This is a genomic window from Escherichia sp. E14S1, from assembly GCF_004211995.1.
Taxonomy (GTDB): Bacteria; Pseudomonadota; Gammaproteobacteria; order Enterobacterales; family Enterobacteriaceae; genus Escherichia.
Window position 1 is genome coordinate 330,496 of the sequence record NZ_RHJQ01000002.1, and the last position, 16,844, is coordinate 347,339.

The window sequence follows — 16,844 nt, forward strand, 5'->3', positions numbered from 1 at the left end:
TGTGTCGAGATTAAGTAAACCGGAATCTGAAGATGTCTGAACCACGTTTCGTACACCTGCGGGTGCACAGCGACTACTCGATGATCGATGGCCTGGCCAAAACCGCGCCGCTGGTAAAAAAGGCGGCGGCGTTGGGTATGCCTGCGCTGGCGATCACCGATTTCACCAACCTTTGCGGTCTGGTGAAGTTCTACGGAGCGGGACATGGCGCAGGGATTAAGCCCATCGTCGGGGCGGATTTTAATGTCCAGTGCGACTTATTGGGTGATGAGTTAACCCACCTGACGGTGCTGGCGGCGAACAATACCGGCTATCAGAATCTGACGTTGCTGATCTCAAAAGCGTATCAGCGCGGTTACGGTGCCGCCGGACCGATCATCGATCGCGACTGGCTTATCGAATTAAACGAAGGGCTGATTTTGCTCTCTGGCGGGCGCATGGGCGACGTCGGACGCAGTCTTTTGCGTGGTAACAGCGCGCTGGTAGATGAGTGTGTCGCGTTTTATGAAGAACACTTCCCGGATCGCTATTTTCTCGAACTGATTCGCACCGGAAGGCCGGACGAAGAAAGCTATTTGCACGCGGCGGTGGAACTGGCGGAAGCGCGCGGTTTGCCCGTCGTGGCGACCAACGACGTGCGCTTTATCGACAGCAGCGACTTTGACGCACACGAAATCCGCGTCGCGATTCATGACGGTTTTACCCTCGACGATCCCAAACGCCCACGTAACTATTCGCCGCAGCAATATATGCGTAGCGAAGAGGAGATGTGCGAGCTGTTTGCCGACATCCCCGAAGCCCTTGCCAACACCGTTGAGATCGCCAAACGTTGTAACGTGACTGTGCGTCTTGGTGAATACTTCCTGCCGCAGTTCCCGACCGGGGACATGAGTACTGAAGATTATCTGGTCAAGCGTGCAAAAGAGGGGCTGGAAGAGCGTCTGGCATTTTTATTCCCTGATGAAGAAGAACGTGTTAAGCGCCGCCCGGAATATGACGAGCGTCTGGAGACTGAACTTCAGGTTATCAACCAGATGGGCTTCCCGGGCTACTTCCTCATCGTTATGGAATTTATCCAGTGGTCGAAAGATAACGGCGTACCGGTAGGGCCGGGCCGTGGATCCGGTGCAGGGTCACTGGTGGCCTACGCGCTGAAAATCACCGACCTCGATCCGCTGGAATTTGACCTGCTGTTCGAACGTTTCCTTAACCCGGAACGTGTCTCCATGCCTGACTTTGACGTTGACTTCTGTATGGAGAAACGCGATCAGGTGATCGAACACGTGGCAGACATGTACGGTCGTGATGCGGTATCGCAGATCATCACCTTCGGTACGATGGCGGCGAAAGCGGTGATCCGCGACGTAGGCCGCGTGCTGGGGCATCCGTACGGCTTTGTCGACCGTATCTCGAAACTGATCCCGCCCGATCCGGGAATGACGCTGGCAAAAGCGTTTGAAGCTGAGCCACAGCTGCCGGAAATCTACGAAGCGGATGAAGAAGTTAAGGCGCTGATCGACATGGCGCGCAAACTGGAAGGGGTCACCCGTAATGCCGGTAAGCACGCCGGTGGGGTGGTTATCGCGCCGACAAAAATTACTGATTTTGCGCCACTTTATTGCGATGAAGAGGGCAAACATCCGGTCACCCAGTTTGATAAAAGCGACGTTGAATACGCCGGGCTGGTGAAGTTCGACTTCCTCGGTTTGCGTACGCTCACCATCATCAACTGGGCGCTGGAGATGATCAACAAGCGGCGAGCGAAGAATGGCGAGCCGCCGCTGGATATCGCCGCGATCCCGCTGGATGATAAGAAAAGCTTCGACATGCTGCAACGCTCGGAAACCACGGCGGTATTCCAGCTTGAATCGCGCGGCATGAAGGACCTGATCAAGCGTCTGCAACCTGACTGCTTCGAAGATATGATCGCACTGGTGGCACTGTTCCGCCCCGGCCCGTTGCAATCAGGGATGGTGGATAACTTTATCGACCGTAAACATGGTCGCGAAGAGATTTCCTACCCGGACGTGCAATGGCAGCATGAAAGCCTGAAACCGGTACTGGAGCCAACCTACGGCATCATCCTGTATCAGGAACAGGTCATGCAGATTGCCCAGGTGCTTTCTGGTTATACCCTCGGTGGCGCGGATATGCTGCGTCGTGCGATGGGTAAGAAAAAGCCGGAAGAGATGGCTAAGCAGCGTTCTGTATTTGCTGAAGGTGCAGAAAAGAACGGGATCAACGCCGAACTGGCGATGAAAATCTTCGATCTGGTGGAGAAATTCGCCGGTTACGGATTTAACAAATCGCACTCTGCGGCCTATGCTTTGGTGTCATATCAAACGTTATGGCTGAAAGCGCACTATCCGGCGGAGTTTATGGCGGCGGTAATGACCGCCGATATGGACAATACCGAGAAGGTGGTGGGCCTGGTGGATGAGTGCTGGCGGATGGGGCTGAAAATCCTGCCACCAGATATAAACTCCGGTCTTTACCATTTCCACGTCAACGACGACGGCGAAATCGTGTATGGTATTGGCGCGATCAAAGGGGTAGGTGAAGGTCCGATTGAGGCCATCATCGAAGCCCGAAATAAAGGCGGCTATTTCCGCGAACTGTTTGATCTCTGCGCTCGTACCGACACCAAAAAGTTAAACCGGCGAGTGCTGGAAAAACTGATCATGTCCGGGGCGTTTGACCGTCTGGGTCCACACCGCGCGGCGCTGATGAACTCGCTGGGCGATGCGTTAAAAGCGGCAGATCAACACGCGAAAGCGGAAGCCATCGGTCAGGCCGATATGTTCGGCGTGCTGGCCGAAGAGCCGGAACAAATTGAACAATCCTACGCCAGCTGCCAGCCTTGGCCGGAGCAGGTGGTGTTAGATGGGGAACGTGAAACGTTGGGGCTGTACCTGACGGGCCACCCCATCAATCAGTATTTAAAAGAGATTGAGCGTTATGTCGGAGGCGTAAGGCTGAAAGACATGCACCCGACAGAACGTGGTAAAGTCACCACGGCTGCGGGGCTCGTTGTTGCCGCGCGGGTTATGGTCACCAAGCGCGGCAATCGTATCGGTATCTGCACGCTGGATGACCGTTCCGGGCGCCTGGAAGTGATGTTGTTTACAGACGCCCTGGATAAATACCAGCAATTGCTGGAAAAAGACCGCATACTTATCGTCAGCGGACAGGTCAGCTTTGATGACTTCAGCGGTGGGCTTAAAATGACCGCTCGCGAAGTGATGGATATTGACGAAGCCCGGGAAAAATATGCTCGCGGGCTTGCTATCTCGCTGACGGACAGGCAAATTGATGACCAGCTTTTAAACCGACTCCGTCAGTCTCTGGAACCCCACCGCTCTGGGACAATTCCAGTACATCTCTACTATCAGAGGGCGGATGCACGCGCGCGGTTGCGTTTTGGCGCGACGTGGCGTGTCTCTCCGAGCGATCGTTTGTTAAACGATCTCCGTGGCCTCATTGGTTCGGAGCAGGTGGAACTGGAGTTTGACTAATACAGGAATACTATGAGTCTGAATTTCCTTGATTTTGAACAGCCGATTGCAGAGCTGGAAGCGAAAATCGATTCTCTGACTGCGGTTAGCCGTCAGGACGAGAAACTGGATATTAACATCGATGAAGAAGTGCATCGTCTGCGTGAAAAAAGCGTAGAACTGACACGTAAAATCTTCGCCGATCTCGGCGCATGGCAGATTGCCCAACTGGCACGCCATCCACAGCGCCCTTATACCCTGGATTACGTTCGCCTGGCATTTGATGAATTTGACGAACTGGCTGGTGATCGTGCGTATGCAGATGACAAAGCTATCGTCGGTGGTATCGCACGTCTTGACGGTCGTCCGGTGATGATCATTGGTCATCAGAAAGGTCGTGAAACCAAAGAAAAAATTCGCCGTAACTTTGGTATGCCAGCACCAGAAGGTTACCGCAAAGCTCTGCGTCTGATGCAAATGGCTGAACGCTTTAAGATGCCAATCATCACCTTTATCGACACTCCTGGAGCTTATCCGGGCGTGGGCGCAGAAGAACGCGGTCAGTCTGAAGCCATCGCGCGCAACCTGCGTGAAATGTCTCGCCTTAGTGTACCGACTATTTGTACCGTTATCGGTGAAGGTGGTTCTGGCGGCGCGCTGGCGATTGGCGTGGGCGATAAAGTGAATATGCTGCAATACAGCACCTATTCCGTTATCTCGCCGGAAGGTTGTGCGTCCATTCTGTGGAAGAGCGCCGACAAAGCGCCGCTGGCGGCTGAAGCGATGGGTATCATCGCTCCGCGCCTGAAAGAACTGAAACTGATCGACTCCATCATCCCGGAACCGCTGGGCGGCGCTCACCGTAACCCGGAAGCGATGGCGGCGTCTTTGAAAGCGCAACTGCTGGCGGATCTGGCCGATCTCGACGTGTTAAGCACTGAAGATTTAAAAAATCGTCGTTATCAGCGCCTGATGAGCTACGGTTACGCGTAATTCGCAAAAGTTCTGAAAAAGGGTCACTTCGGTGGCCTTTTTTTCTATGTAGTTTATTTAGTCATATTATAAATTACATTTAGATAATCTTACTTTCGTTTTCTCCTGCCATAAAATTCTTGAACTCCTGTTGATAACTCCGATTTCGGAGGCATATACCAATATACACAGTGGTCAAAAATAATATAAATTTATCAATCTCATAGAATTTTTAAGGATAAAATATGAAAGCAATTTTAGGATTTGATCATCTTCTTATGCCGCGTGTTCTGGTGTTTTTTTACTGGCTGGCTATGGTGCTGACACTGATAGGCGGCGTCTTCTCCATATTTAGCGGAAACATTATTTTAGGGTTAGCTTATACCGTCATTGGTCTTATAAGCTGTCGTATGACTTTCGAATTAATTATGATAGCGTTTAAGAATAACGAATATTTGCGCCGCATTGCCGAGAGTGTTAGCAAGAATAGCGCAGAGTAATCTCCCGCAAAGCGCTTCACCAAACCGCATCTCAACCGCTATTACAGGCGTTTGAGATGTTGTTTTAAAGTCAGTGTAAATGTCTGATTCATCTTTCCTGTAATTTGTGCGTATTATCAATATATAGCGATGCACGTGCGTATCATATCAATGCAGGAGATTCTATGTTGGGGTTAAAACAGGTTCACCATATTGCGATTATTGCGACGGATTATGCGGTGAGCAAAGCTTTTTACTGCGACATTCTCGGCTTCACGTTGCAAAGCGAAGTCTATCGTGAAGCGCGAGATTCGTGGAAAGGGGATTTGGCACTTAACGGGCAGTACGTGATTGAGCTTTTCTCATTTCCGTTTCCGCCGCAACGACCCAGTCGACCGGAAGCCTGCGGCCTGCGCCATCTGGCTTTTAGCGTTGATGATATCGATACGGCAGTGGCGCACCTGGAAAGCAATAACGTGAAATGTGAAGCGATACGTGTCGATCCATACACGCAAAAACGCTTCACGTTCTTTAACGACCCTGACGGACTGCCGCTGGAACTGTATGAGCAGTAAGGCTTGTCATTACTGCATTTGCCCGGTAACGTGCCGGGCATCGCTACTGTAAAATCGCGCTATCATGACACTCACACTGAATACACAACTTCTCACCTCACGCCAGATTCTGGCGGCCTTTAGCGGCGGGCTTGACTCTACCGTTCTGCTGCATCAACTGGTGCAGTGGCGGGCGGAAAATCCGGGCGTCGCTTTGCGCGCTATCCATGTGCATCATGGGTTAAGTGCCAATGCTGATGCCTGGGTGAAACATTGTGAAAATATCTGCCAGCAGTGGCAGGTGCCGCTGGTGGTTGAGCGTGTGCAGCTTGCGCAAGAGGGGTTAGGCATTGAGGCCCAGGCACGGCAGGCGCGTTATCAGGCATTTGCCCGCACCTTGTTACCTGGCGAAGTGCTGGTCACAGCGCAACATCTTGACGATCAATGTGAAACCTTTCTGCTGGCGCTAAAACGCGGAAGCGGCCCCGCCGGGCTTTCGGCTATGGGGGAAGTCTCGGAGTTTGCCGGAACGCGGCTTATCCGTCCGTTGCTCGCCCGTACGCGGGGAGAACTGGCGCAGTGGGCATTGGCACATGGTTTACGCTGGATTGAAGACGAAAGTAATCAGGACGATTCCTACGATCGTAACTTCCTGCGCCTGCGCGTGGTGCCGTTATTGCAGCAGCGTTGGCCACATTTTGCCGAAGCGACGGCCCGAAGTGCCGCACTTTGCGCCGAACAAGAGAGCCTGCTGGATGAACTGCTGGCGGATGATTTAGCGCACTGCCAAACGCCGCAAAGGACGCTGCAGATTGCGCCAATGCTGGCGATGAGTGATGCCCGTCGCGCCGCGATTATCCGCCGCTGGCTGGCAGGGCTGAATGCCCCAATGCCTTCCCGCGACGCGCTGGGGCGGATCTGGCAGGAAGTGGCGCTGGCGCGGGAAGATGCTTCCCCCTGTTTACGTTTTGGCGCGTTTGAAATCCGCCGCTATCAGTCGCAATTGTGGTGGATTAAATCCGTCGCCGGGCAAAGCGAAACCATTGTGCCGTGGCAGACGTGGCTACAACCGCTGGAATTACCGGCGGGGCTGGGAAGTGTACAGCTTACTGCGGGAGGCGATATTCGCTCTCCGCGTGCAGACGAAGCGGTCAGCGTGCGTTTCAAAGCGCCAGGATTGCTGCATATTGTCGGGCGCAACGGCGGACGTAAGCTGAAGAAAATCTGGCAAGAGCTGGGCGTGCCGCCGTGGCTACGTGACACCACGCCACTGCTGTTTTATGGCGAAACGCTGATTGCGGCGGCAGGGGTATTTGTGACGCAAGAAGGTGTGGCTGAAGGTGAGAATGGCGTAAGTTTTATCTGGCAGAAAACACTTAGTTAAGTGAAAGCCGGATAAGACGCTTCAAACGTCGCATCCGGCGAAAGTCAATCAGGACTCGCTCACCACCACCGTACCGATTTCCGGGTGGCTAAAGCTGGTAATTTTATCCAGACGTAGCTCGCGGGTTTCGCCAGCGGCCTCGACGACCAGATACTCCACATTTTTGCGGGAGACTAAATCGCTGGCCTTCGCCTGCAATTTTTCGCCATCTTTCAGCTCAAGTGTCAGCATTAAATGATGCTGGCAGGCGAGCTCAAGATTATCGTAATCATCACAATTGATTGGTTGATACGTATCATTCATTGACATAATCGCTCACCAGTAAGTTTGCCGCAGCGTATGCTGCTTTTTCCCTGACAGCCTCAGAAAGGGCGTCGTCGGCAGCCATTTCATTCAGCACTTTCAAAACGCAGCCCAGCGCGTCCGGAACGTATCCTAAGTCTCCGCTGGCGATTTCCGCGTACCGCTTGCGTATTAACTCACAATATTTTTCCACATGCCCTCCTGTCAGCACTCTGACTTAACCGTGGATGCAAGTCTAAGCCTACGAAGATAAACTCTGTTTCGCAAGGTGACTATACCACACTCATTTCTGCAATATCAGCGCCGCAACTGCACGTATTCCGTTACAATGGCCTCCTGATTCGAAAGGAGTTTTCTTATGGCGCTTAAAGCGACAATTTATAAAGCGACGGTTAATGTGGCCGATCTCGACCGCAACCAGTTTCTCGATGCCTCTCTGACGCTGGCGCGCCATCCTTCAGAAACCCAGGAGCGCATGATGCTGCGCCTGCTGGCGTGGCTGAAATATGCTGATGAACGTCTGCAATTTACCCGAGGTTTGTGTGCCGATGATGAGCCGGAAGCGTGGCTGCGTAACGATCACCTGGGCATTGATTTGTGGATTGAACTGGGGCTGCCGGATGAGCGACGGATTAAGAAAGCCTGCACCCAGGCCGCAGAAGTGGCGCTGTTTGCCTATAATAGTCGGGCGGCGCAAATCTGGTGGCAGCAAAATCAGAGCAAATGTGCGCAGTTTGCCAATCTTTCCGTCTGGTATCTGGACGACGAGCAGCTGGCGAAAGTGAGTGCCTTTGCCGATCGTACCATGACGCTGCAGGCAACGATTCAGGATGGCGTGATCTGGTTATCGGATGATAAGAATAATCTGGAAGTGAACTTAACTGCCTGGCAACAACCTTCATGATTGTGATTTCCCGACATGTTGCTATCCCCGATGACGAGCTTGAGATCACTGCTATTCGTGCACAGGGCGCGGGTGGGCAGCATGTCAATAAGACCTCAACGGCCATTCATCTGCGTTTTGACATTCGGGCGTCCAGCCTGCCAGAGTATTACAAAGAGCGCCTGCTCGCCGCCAGCCATCATTTAATCAGCAGCGATGGCGTGATTGTCATTAAGGCGCAGGAATACCGTAGTCAGGAGCTCAACCGCGAAGCGGCGCTGGCCCGGTTGGTGGCAGTGATTAAAGAATTAACAACAGAACAAAAAGCCCGACGACCCACGCGGCCCACCCGCGCATCAAAAGAGCGCAGGCTGGCATCGAAGGCACAAAAATCAAGCGTGAAGGCGATGCGCGGCAAAGTGCGCAGCGGTCGGGAGTAAAAAGAAGGAATGGATGGTGAGAAAAGCGATAGTGACAGCGATGGCTGTAATCAGCCTCTTTACTCTGATGGGATGTAACAATCGGGCCGAAGTCGATACGCTTTCTCCGGCGCAGGCTGCCGAACTGAAACCGATGCCGCAAAGTTGGCGCGGCGTGCTGCCGTGTGCCGATTGCGAAGGGATCGAAACCTCTCTGTTCCTCGAAAAAGATGGAACCTGGGTGATGAACGAACGCTATCTTGGCGCTCGTGAAGAGCCTTCATCCTTTGCCTCTTACGGTACATGGGCGCGAACTGCCGACAAGCTGGTATTAACCGACAGTAAAGGCGAAAAGTCATATTATCGGGCGAAAGGGGATGCGCTGGAGATGCTCGATCGCGAAGGCAATCCGATTGAATCGCAGTTCAACTACACGCTGGAACCGGCAAAATCGAGCATGCCAATGACGCCGATGACCCTGCGTGGCATGTATTTCTATATGGCAGACGCAGCAACTTTTACTGATTGCGCGACCGGAAAACGTTTTATGGTGGCGAATAACGCAGAGCTGGAGCGTGGCTATCTGGCGGCTCGTGGTAACAGTGAAAAACCGGTGTTATTGTCAGTTGAAGGTCACTTTACGCTGGAGGTTAATCCGGATACCGGTGCGCCGACCAAATTATTAGCGCCCGATACGGCGGGTAAATTTTACCCGAACAAGGATTGCAGTAGTTTGGGGCTGTAACCCGTCTTGAGACAGAAACAAACGAAAAAATGCCTGATGCGCTGCGCTTATCAGGCCTACAGCATATAATGCAATATTTTGAATTGGCACGATTTGTTGGCCGGATAAGGCGTTCACGCCGCATCCGGCATTTTGCACACGAGGCTGGCTTTTATCACTTGGTCAGCCCAACAAAGCGACCCGCCTTGATATAAATCCCAGGCTTCAGGTGCCCAACATACTGTAACTGCGTTTCTGGCTTAAACGCAGAGACATCACCAGTACGCATATGCATCAGATCGGCAGGGCTAATCCAACCTGACTGCGCCAGCGTAAGCGGATGCCCGGCTTTGGCAAAAGCATCAGTGACAAATTCCGAACAAAACCACGACTTTTTGTCTCCTTCGCCCACACTGCTTAACTGTGCTTTCGCCAGGCCGCTGACGCACTGTTGGCGAAAATCCTCGGAGAACGGATTTAGTGAGCACATCTGGCGGGTCACCATAAATGGAATGAACTCGACAATGCCGCGATAGTTATACCCGCTATCTTTGATTTTGTTGGCGAACGCGGTGATTTCTGTGGCTTGTTGCGGGGTAAGGTCCGGGACTCGTAAAACGAAAAGCTTATCACTGTGCTTCATGGCTTTTTTCAGGGAAACAATCTGGACGCCAGCGCCTGTCGCTTCTGCAATGTTATTATCACCCAGATAGATTGCAACGTGACTCACAGAGGAAGTGCTGAAGACGCGGATACCAAATGAGGTTACCCCAAGGCTTGAGGAGAACAGTAAATCGCCGGGTTTGAGGTCAGGCTCGGTTATTTCAATTATTGCTTGTTCGGTAAAAGAGCTTTGATGCTGGAATTTAACTGCCCATGTTTTTGCCTCGGCATCCACCGCTGTGGCTGATGAACCCGGCTGGCTGATATCAACGGTACAGGCTGAAAGCAAAATAAAGCAGGGGAGAAGCAGGCGGTAGTGCGCCTTTGGTTTATCCATTTTATACAATCCATGTAAAAAAGGGCCCTGAAATCAGGACCCTTTCTGGCATCAGCCTTTAATCTGTTTCACCAGATAATCGACGATGTCACCAGTCTTAATTAACTGTTTCTCGCCGTTACGACGATATTTATATTCGATATCGTCGTTGTCGAGGTTACGGTCGCCCAGCACAATAGTGTGCGGAATACCGATCAGTTCCATATCAGCAAACATCACGCCTGGACGCTCTTTGCGGTCATCCAGCAGCACTTCGATACCTTGCGCGCGCAGCTCGCTGTACAGTTTCTCGGCCAGTTCCTGTACGCGGAAGGATTTGTGCATGTTCATCGGCAGAATCGCCACCTGGAACGGCGCAATCGCGTCAGGCCATACGATGCCGCGTTCGTCATAGTTTTGCTCAATCGCCGCAGCTACTACACGCGTTACCCCGATACCGTAGCAACCCATTGTCAGGATTTGGTTACGGCCATCTTCACCCTGTACGGAGGCTTTCAGTGCTTCGGAGTACTTGGTACCCAGCTGGAAGATGTGACCGACTTCGATACCACGTTTGATCAGCAGCGTACCCTGACCATCCGGGCTTGGATCGCCCGCCACCACGTTGCGGATATCCGCAATTTCCGGGGTAGCGACATCGCGATCCCAGTTGATACCGAAGTAGTGTTTACCATCGATGTTAGCACCAGCAGCGAAATCACTCATCGCCGCAACGGTGCGGTCAATCACTACCGGAATCGGCATGTTTACCGGACCCAGTGAACCCGGGCCGGCTTTAACCACGGCACGAATTTCTTCTTCAGTCGCAAAAGTCAGCGGGCTTGCAACCTGCGGCAGTTTTTCTGCTTTAACTTCGTTCAGCTCGTGATCACCGCGCACCAGCAGCGCAACCAGCGGGAAGCTACTGCCTTCAACCGCTTTAACCAGCAGAGTCTTAACCGTTTTCTCAATCGGCAGATTGAACTGTTCAACCAGTTCCGCGATGGTTTTCGCGTTCGGCGTATCAACCAGCGTCATCTCTTGGGTAGCAGCAGCGCGCGGTTCTTTCGGCGCGATAGCTTCTGCCAGTTCAATGTTCGCTGCATAGTCAGAGGTGTCGGAGAAGACCACATCGTCTTCACCGCTCTGCGCCAGCACCTGGAATTCGTGAGAGGCGCTACCGCCGATAGAACCGGTGTCGGCCTGTACGGCGCGGAAATCCAGCCCCATGCGGCTGAAGATTTTGCTGTAGGCCGCATACATTGCATCGTAGGTTTCCTGTAGGGATTCCTGAGAAGTATGGAAAGAGTAAGCATCTTTCATCAGGAATTCGCGGGAACGCATGACGCCGAAACGCGGACGCACTTCATCGCGGAACTTGGTCTGGATCTGATAGAAGTTCAGCGGCAGCTGTTTGTAAGAGCTAAGCTCGTTACGAATCAGGTCAGTGATAACTTCTTCATGAGTTGGGCCGAGTACGAACGGACGCTCGCCACGGTCAACAAAACGCAGCAGTTCCGGACCGTACTGTTCCCAACGACCACTCTCTTGCCACAAATCGGCTGGCTGAACCACCGGCATCGACACCTCGATCGCACCGGCGTTGTTCATCTCTTCACGCACGATGTTTTCGACTTTTTTCAGAACGCGCACGCCGGTCGGCAGCCAGGTATATAACCCGGAGGCCAGCTTGCGGATCATCCCGGCGCGCAGCATCAGCTGATGGCTGATCACCTCGGCGTCGGCAGGTGTCTCCTTGAGAGTGGAGAGCAGGTATTGGCTAGTACGCATGTTGTTACGGTTCCAGTTGGAAGGTAGAACAGGCTCAAGGCGAGCCTGGGACAAAAAAAGTGATTTAGTTTACCAGTGCAAAAGAAATGTCAAAAGAGAAGGGCGTGAATTTAACGCGGTTCCAGCGCAAAGACTTCAAAACCTGCGTCGGTGACGCGCCAGCGAACGTTAAAATCATGCAGCCAGACGGCATAGGTTTTGCCCGTTTCCTCACCTTTACGATAGGCCGGGCGCGGGTCCTGCGCCAGTACTTCGCGGATAAACAGCGTTAACTGCGGATAACGCTTCTCCAGTGTCAAAAGCTGCTTTTCGACCTCTGCGGTAAAGCTCACCGCCATTTCTGCCGCTGGCGCATTTTGCGCATAGCTGGCGCTGGCATCGGGAAGCGATTCGGCAAAGGGGAGATACGGTTTGATATCCACCACTGGCGTCCCATCGACCAGATCCAGACTGCCAAGCTTCAGAATCACGCTGTCTTTATGGCAAACAACCTCTTTCAGCTCTACCAGCGACATACCAATCGGATTAGGACGGAAAGTAGAGCGTGTGGCGAAAACGCCCATTCTGGCATTACCACCAAGACGAGGCGGACGCACAGTTGGGCGCCAGCCGCCTTCCATCGTTTGATGAAAGACGAAAAGGATCCATAAATGGCTGAACGCTTCCAGGCCGCGCACGGCGTCGGCCTGGTTGTAGGGAGCAATGAGATGCAGTTCGCCGTTGGCGCTTTTTACCAGACCTGGCTGGCGCGGAACGGCGAATTTTTCTTTATAGGGCGAGCGAATAACGCCTATTTGCTCGAACTGGAAACTGCTCATTTCGCCGTAATGTTAAGCGCAGAACCGATACATACAGCCTGACGATAGCAGCCTGGCGTACCGCTGGTGACTTCGCAGCTATGCAGTAATACCGCATTGGCTTTCATTTTAGAGGCGTTGATTTGCATCCGCTTACGCGCGGTTGGAATGCTTGGCGGAGAGTCCTGATTAGAGGCCTGGCAAGAGTCGCCACTGACTTCACCGAGATCGCGGAACGGTTTGCCGACTAATTCTTCTGCATTGGTATAAATTCGGACCGGTGTGGCGCGCGGCGCTTTCGGTTTTGCTGGCTCCGCTTTCGGCTGGGGTGCAGTGCTTTGAACGGGTTCGACAGGGGATCTGCTTAACATGGAACAGCCGCTTAGCATGAGTGCTACTAAACAGATCGGTAAAGCACGCATAGTATTTCCTCAATGTATGATCAAAACGTCAATATTGAATCAGGAGCTTGTAAAAATGACAAGACGGGCAAGCGCCCATCCTGAATGATATTACAAATTGTGGAAACAGCCTAAAAATTACCAGCCTTTAACAGCGCCGCCGTTAAACACTTTGTTTGCTGCTTCGTAAACTTCGTCAGACTGATAAGCCTGAACGAATTTCTTCACGTTCTCGGCGTCTTTGTTGTCTTCACGCGTTACGATCAGGTTTACGTACGGGGACTCTTTATCTTCGACAAAGATACCGTCTTTCGCCGGAGTCAGACCAATCTGGCTGGCATAAGTGGTATTGATAACCGCCAGCTCAATTTGGGCATCATCCAGAGAACGCGGCAACTGCGGTGCTTCCAGTTCAACAATTTTCAGATTTTTTGGGTTCTCAACAACATCAAGAACGGTCGGCAGCAGGCCAACGCCATCTTTCAGTTTGATCAAGCCCACTTTTTGCAGCAGCAGCAGTGAACGACCAAGGTTAGTTGGGTCGTTTGGCACGGCAACCTGCGAACCATCCTGCAGTTCATCCAGTGATTTGATTTTCTTGGAGTAACCAGCAATCGGATAAACAAAAGTGTTGCCTACTGCGACCAGTTTGTAGCCACGATCTTTCAGTTGCTGATCAAGATACGGTTTGTGCTGGAAGGCGTTGGCGTCGATATCGCCTTTGCTCAATGCTTCGTTTGGCAGAACATAGTCGTTGAAGGTTACCAGCTCAACGTCCAGGCCATATTTGTCTTTCGCAACTTTCTGCGCGACTTCTGCAACCTGCTGTTCGGCACCAACAATCACGCCAACTTTAATGTGGTTCGGATCTTTTTCATCCTGGCCGCAGCCTACCAGTGCCAGTGATCCAATCAGGGCTCCCACTGCCGCAAAGGTTTTGAATTTGAACGCCATACCTTATTCCTTCTTCAATTATTTATGTTGTGTTGAACGTTACTTGCGAGTGACAGCCCGGACGATGCGGTCGCCTGCGAACTGAATTAAATAAACCAGAATGACCAGCAATACCAGTACCGTGTTCATGACAGTCGCGTTATAGCCGATGTAACCATATTGATAGCCAATCTGACCTAAACCACCGGCACCGACTGCACCACCCATCGCGGAATAACCGACCAGGGTAATCAGGGTAATAGTTGCCGCATTTACCAGACCTGGCAACGCTTCCGGTAACAGCACTTTACGGACGATCTGCATTGGCGTGGCACCCATTGCGCGGGAAGCTTCAATTAACCCGGTTGGGATCTCCAGCAGGGCGTTCTCGACCATGCGGGCAATAAACGGTGCTGCACCAACGGTTAACGGAACAATCGCTGCCTGCAAACCAATCGATGTACCGACAATAACGCGGGTAAATGGAATCATCCATACCAGCAAGATAATGAACGGGATGGAACGGAAAATGTTCACAATCGCAGAAACGGTACGATACAGCTTCGCGTTAGCAATAATTTGCCCCGGACGCGTGACATAAAGCAGAACGCCAACCGGCAGACCAATCACAAACCCAAAAAAACCGGATACGAAGGTCATTGCCAGCGTTTCCCATACGCCACGAACCAGCAGCCACATCATCGGCTCAGACATAACCCAGTACCTCTACTTTTACATGGTGTTCCTGCAGCCAGGCAATGGCGGCTTGCGTATCTTGTTGTGTGCCGTGCATTTCAGTCAGCATGATGCCGAACTTAACGCCACCGGCGTAATCCATCTGCGCGCTAATAATGTTGTTATTAACGTTGAAACGACGCGCGGTTTCGGAGAGCAGTGGGGCATCGACCGACTGACCGGTAAACTCCAGACGCAGCATCGGCACGCAGTCAGTGAACGGCTCCGCTTGCAGACGTTCCTGGTAATCTTCCGGGATATCCAGATGCAGAGTCGACTGAATAAATTTTTGCGCCAGCGGCGTTTTCGGATGCGAGAACACTTCACTTACCTTGTCCTGCTCGATCAGTTCGCCATTGCTGATGACCGCCACGCAATCACAAATGCGCTTCACAACGTCCATTTCGTGGGTGATCAACAGAATCGTCAAACCCAGACGGCGGTTGATATCTTTCAGCAGTTCGAGAATAGAACGTGTCGTTGCCGGGTCCAGCGCGCTGGTGGCTTCATCACACAGCAATACTTTGGGATTGCTGGCTAATGCACGGGCAATCGCCACACGCTGTTTCTGCCCACCGGAAAGGTTCGACGGATAGCTATCATGCTTATCACCAAGACCAACCAATGACAGCAATTCCGTCACGCGACGTTTGATCTCGTCTTTCGGCGTATTGTCCAGCTCCAGCGGCAGAGCCACGTTGCCAAAAACAGTACGCGAAGAGAGCAGGTTAAAATGCTGGAAAATCATACCAATCTGGCGGCGAGCTTTAGTCAACTCAGATTCTGACAGCGTGGTCAGTTCCTGGCCATCGACCAGCACGCTACCCTCGGTTGGGCGCTCCAGCAGGTTTACACAACGTATAAGCGTACTCTTACCCGCGCCTGAGGCACCGATAACGCCATAAATTTGTCCAGCTGGCACATGCAGGCTGACGTTGTTCAACGCCTGGATGGTGCGGGTGCCCTGGTGGAACACTTTGGTGATATTCGAAAGTTTTATCATTGATTATTTATTATCGTCATTAAGTTAGTCGTGGCATTTCGAATGCCTGGAACGGGCATCGCCGTCAATGAAATGGATGTTAAGGCATCCAGACGTCTAAATCAATCAGGTTTATGCGAAGAGCACTTTCTTGCTGGTCGAAACATGCGATACTAGCGTCACATGCCTTATTAAGGAGCTATAAAAGGTGGCGAAGAGCGTACCCGCAATTTTTCTTGACCGTGATGGCACCATTAATGTCGATCACGGCTATGTCCATGAGATCGACAACTTTGAGTTTATCGACGGTGTTATTGACGCCATGCGCGAGCTAAAAAAAATGGGCTTCGCGCTGGTGGTAGTAACTAACCAGTCTGGCATTGCTCGCGGTAAATTTACTGAAGCACAGTTTGAAACGCTGACCGAGTGGATGGACTGGTCGCTGGCGGACCGCGATGTTGATCTGGATGGCATCTATTATTGTCCGCATCATCCGCAGGGCAGTGTTGAAGAGTTTCGCCAGGTCTGCGATTGCCGCAAACCACATCCGGGGATGCTTTTGTCAGCACGCGATTATTTGCATATTGATATGGCCGCTTCTTATATGGTGGGCGATAAATTAGAAGATATGCAGGCAGCGGCTGCGGCGAACGTGGGAACAAAAGTGCTGGTGCGTACGGGTAAACCTATTACCCCTGAAGCAGAAACGGCGGCGGATTGGGTGTTAAATAGCCTGGCAGACCTGCCGCAAGCGATAAAAAAGCAGCAAAAATCGGTGTAATGACTAAAAGATGAGCGGTTGAAATAAAAATGCATTTTTCCGCTTGTCTTCCTGAGCTGACTCCCTATAATGCGCCTCCATCGACACGGCAGATGTGAATCACTTCACACAAACAGCCGGTTCGGTTGAAGAGAAAATCCTGAAATTCAGGGTTGACTCTGAAAGAGGAAAGCGTAATATACGCCACCTCGCGACAGTGAGCTGAAAGCCGTGTCGCAACTGCTCTTTAACAA

General features: G+C 52.1%; 18 protein-coding genes. 9 read left to right on the forward strand and 9 right to left on the reverse strand.

What is annotated here, in order from left to right; translation table 11 throughout:
- The first annotated feature begins 32 nt into the window (after positions 1–32).
- The 5 genes from dnaE (at position 33) to tilS (ending at position 6,883) form a co-directional block, all read left to right on the forward strand.
- The gene (gene dnaE / locus D9734_RS02200; protein ID WP_130205034.1) at positions 33–3,515 is read left to right on the forward strand and encodes a DNA polymerase III subunit alpha; all 3,483 of its coding nucleotides are present in this window, start codon (positions 33–35) and stop codon (positions 3,513–3,515) included.
- Positions 3,516–3,527: 12 nt separating this feature from the next.
- The gene (accA, locus tag D9734_RS02205) at positions 3,528–4,487 is read left to right on the forward strand and encodes an acetyl-CoA carboxylase carboxyl transferase subunit alpha (protein WP_000055746.1); all 960 of its coding nucleotides are present in this window, start codon (positions 3,528–3,530) and stop codon (positions 4,485–4,487) included.
- Positions 4,488–4,711: 224 nt separating this feature from the next.
- Positions 4,712–4,966, forward strand: coding sequence for a DUF4282 domain-containing protein (locus tag D9734_RS02210; RefSeq protein ID WP_130205036.1), 255 nt, complete (start codon positions 4,712–4,714; stop codon positions 4,964–4,966).
- Between the two features lie 164 nt (positions 4,967–5,130).
- Complete coding sequence (locus tag D9734_RS02215; RefSeq protein ID WP_130205038.1) at positions 5,131–5,520, forward strand: VOC family protein; 390 nt, start codon at positions 5,131–5,133, stop codon at positions 5,518–5,520.
- A gap of 64 nt (positions 5,521–5,584) precedes the next feature.
- Complete coding sequence (gene tilS / locus D9734_RS02220; RefSeq protein WP_130205040.1) at positions 5,585–6,883, forward strand: tRNA lysidine(34) synthetase TilS; 1,299 nt, start codon at positions 5,585–5,587, stop codon at positions 6,881–6,883.
- Positions 6,884–6,931: 48 nt separating this feature from the next.
- On the opposite strand, the gene rof is transcribed toward tilS, so the two are convergent.
- Both rof and D9734_RS02230 read right to left on the reverse strand, forming a co-directional pair.
- The gene (gene rof / locus D9734_RS02225) at positions 6,932–7,192 is read right to left on the reverse strand and encodes a Rho-binding antiterminator (RefSeq protein WP_000062312.1); all 261 of its coding nucleotides are present in this window, start codon (positions 7,190–7,192) and stop codon (positions 6,932–6,934) included.
- The gene (locus D9734_RS02230) at positions 7,179–7,379 is read right to left on the reverse strand and encodes a YaeP family protein (RefSeq protein WP_000417058.1); all 201 of its coding nucleotides are present in this window, start codon (positions 7,377–7,379) and stop codon (positions 7,179–7,181) included. Before D9734_RS02230 ends, rof begins: the two co-directional genes overlap by 14 nt.
- A gap of 165 nt (positions 7,380–7,544) precedes the next feature.
- On the opposite strand from D9734_RS02230, the gene D9734_RS02235 reads away from it, so the two are divergent.
- Genes D9734_RS02235 through nlpE form a run of 3 tightly spaced genes read left to right on the forward strand, consistent with a single transcriptional unit; the run spans position 7,545 to position 9,233 of the window.
- Positions 7,545–8,090 (forward strand): YaeQ family protein, encoded by a 546-nt coding sequence (locus D9734_RS02235; RefSeq protein ID WP_001185282.1) that lies wholly within the window; start codon positions 7,545–7,547, stop codon positions 8,088–8,090.
- Positions 8,087–8,509 carry an alternative ribosome rescue aminoacyl-tRNA hydrolase ArfB gene (gene arfB / locus D9734_RS02240; protein ID WP_130205042.1) on the forward strand — a complete coding sequence of 141 codons (423 nt, stop codon included), beginning with the start codon at positions 8,087–8,089 and terminating at the stop codon, positions 8,507–8,509. Before D9734_RS02235 ends, arfB begins: the two co-directional genes overlap by 4 nt.
- A 13-nt stretch (positions 8,510–8,522) precedes the next feature.
- Entirely contained in the window at positions 8,523–9,233 is a 711-nt protein-coding gene (nlpE, locus tag D9734_RS02245; RefSeq protein WP_130205044.1) for an envelope stress response activation lipoprotein NlpE, read from the forward strand.
- A 154-nt stretch (positions 9,234–9,387) separates the two neighbouring features.
- Here the strand turns inward: nlpE and D9734_RS02250 are convergent, their stop codons facing one another.
- From D9734_RS02250 to metN, 7 genes are all read right to left on the reverse strand, one after another.
- Positions 9,388–10,212, reverse strand: a complete 825-nt coding sequence (locus tag D9734_RS02250) for a YaeF family permuted papain-like enzyme (protein WP_130205046.1) — start codon at positions 10,210–10,212, stop codon at positions 9,388–9,390.
- 51 nt (positions 10,213–10,263) lie between these two features.
- Complete coding sequence (gene proS, locus D9734_RS02255; RefSeq protein WP_001260707.1) at positions 10,264–11,982, reverse strand: proline--tRNA ligase; 1,719 nt, start codon at positions 11,980–11,982, stop codon at positions 10,264–10,266.
- 110 nt (positions 11,983–12,092) lie between these two features.
- Positions 12,093–12,800 (reverse strand): tRNA (N6-threonylcarbamoyladenosine(37)-N6)-methyltransferase TrmO, encoded by a 708-nt coding sequence (gene tsaA, locus D9734_RS02260; RefSeq protein ID WP_130205048.1) that lies wholly within the window; start codon positions 12,798–12,800, stop codon positions 12,093–12,095.
- Positions 12,797–13,201: an Rcs stress response system protein RcsF gene (gene rcsF, locus D9734_RS02265; RefSeq protein WP_001202329.1), complete on the reverse strand. Its 405-nt coding sequence runs from the start codon at positions 13,199–13,201 to the stop codon at positions 12,797–12,799. The genes tsaA and rcsF overlap by 4 nt, the downstream gene beginning before the upstream one ends.
- A 117-nt stretch (positions 13,202–13,318) precedes the next feature.
- The gene (gene metQ, locus D9734_RS02270) at positions 13,319–14,134 is read right to left on the reverse strand and encodes a methionine ABC transporter substrate-binding lipoprotein MetQ (RefSeq protein ID WP_130205050.1); all 816 of its coding nucleotides are present in this window, start codon (positions 14,132–14,134) and stop codon (positions 13,319–13,321) included.
- 39 nt (positions 14,135–14,173) lie between these two features.
- Positions 14,174–14,827 carry a methionine ABC transporter permease MetI gene (locus D9734_RS02275; RefSeq protein WP_001294600.1) on the reverse strand — a complete coding sequence of 218 codons (654 nt, stop codon included), beginning with the start codon at positions 14,825–14,827 and terminating at the stop codon, positions 14,174–14,176.
- Positions 14,820–15,851, reverse strand: coding sequence for a methionine ABC transporter ATP-binding protein MetN (gene metN / locus D9734_RS02280; RefSeq protein WP_000593990.1), 1,032 nt, complete (start codon positions 15,849–15,851; stop codon positions 14,820–14,822). The genes D9734_RS02275 and metN overlap by 8 nt, the downstream gene beginning before the upstream one ends.
- A gap of 187 nt (positions 15,852–16,038) precedes the next feature.
- On the opposite strand from metN, the gene gmhB reads away from it, so the two are divergent.
- Positions 16,039–16,611, forward strand: a complete 573-nt coding sequence (gene gmhB, locus D9734_RS02285; RefSeq protein WP_130205052.1) for a D-glycero-beta-D-manno-heptose 1,7-bisphosphate 7-phosphatase — start codon at positions 16,039–16,041, stop codon at positions 16,609–16,611.
- Positions 16,612–16,844 lie beyond the last annotated feature (233 nt).

Coding starts and splice junctions, on each gene's coding strand:
- dnaE (WP_130205034.1), top strand. CDS start 33: ATGTCTGAACCACGTTTCGTACACCTGCGGGTGCACAGCGACTACTCG.
- accA (WP_000055746.1), top strand. CDS start 3,528: ATGAGTCTGAATTTCCTTGATTTTGAACAGCCGATTGCAGAGCTGGAA.
- D9734_RS02210 (WP_130205036.1), top strand. CDS start 4,712: ATGAAAGCAATTTTAGGATTTGATCATCTTCTTATGCCGCGTGTTCTG.
- D9734_RS02215 (WP_130205038.1), top strand. CDS start 5,131: ATGTTGGGGTTAAAACAGGTTCACCATATTGCGATTATTGCGACGGAT.
- tilS (WP_130205040.1), top strand. CDS start 5,585: ATGACACTCACACTGAATACACAACTTCTCACCTCACGCCAGATTCTG.
- rof (WP_000062312.1), bottom strand. CDS start 7,192: ATGTCAATGAATGATACGTATCAACCAATCAATTGTGATGATTACGAT.
- D9734_RS02235 (WP_001185282.1), top strand. CDS start 7,545: ATGGCGCTTAAAGCGACAATTTATAAAGCGACGGTTAATGTGGCCGAT.
- arfB (WP_130205042.1), top strand. CDS start 8,087: ATGATTGTGATTTCCCGACATGTTGCTATCCCCGATGACGAGCTTGAG.
- nlpE (WP_130205044.1), top strand. CDS start 8,523: ATGGTGAGAAAAGCGATAGTGACAGCGATGGCTGTAATCAGCCTCTTT.
- D9734_RS02250 (WP_130205046.1), bottom strand. CDS start 10,212: ATGGATAAACCAAAGGCGCACTACCGCCTGCTTCTCCCCTGCTTTATT.
- proS (WP_001260707.1), bottom strand. CDS start 11,982: ATGCGTACTAGCCAATACCTGCTCTCCACTCTCAAGGAGACACCTGCC.
- tsaA (WP_130205048.1), bottom strand. CDS start 12,800: ATGAGCAGTTTCCAGTTCGAGCAAATAGGCGTTATTCGCTCGCCCTAT.
- rcsF (WP_001202329.1), bottom strand. CDS start 13,201: ATGCGTGCTTTACCGATCTGTTTAGTAGCACTCATGCTAAGCGGCTGT.
- metQ (WP_130205050.1), bottom strand. CDS start 14,134: ATGGCGTTCAAATTCAAAACCTTTGCGGCAGTGGGAGCCCTGATTGGA.
- D9734_RS02275 (WP_001294600.1), bottom strand. CDS start 14,827: ATGTCTGAGCCGATGATGTGGCTGCTGGTTCGTGGCGTATGGGAAACG.
- metN (WP_000593990.1), bottom strand. CDS start 15,851: ATGATAAAACTTTCGAATATCACCAAAGTGTTCCACCAGGGCACCCGC.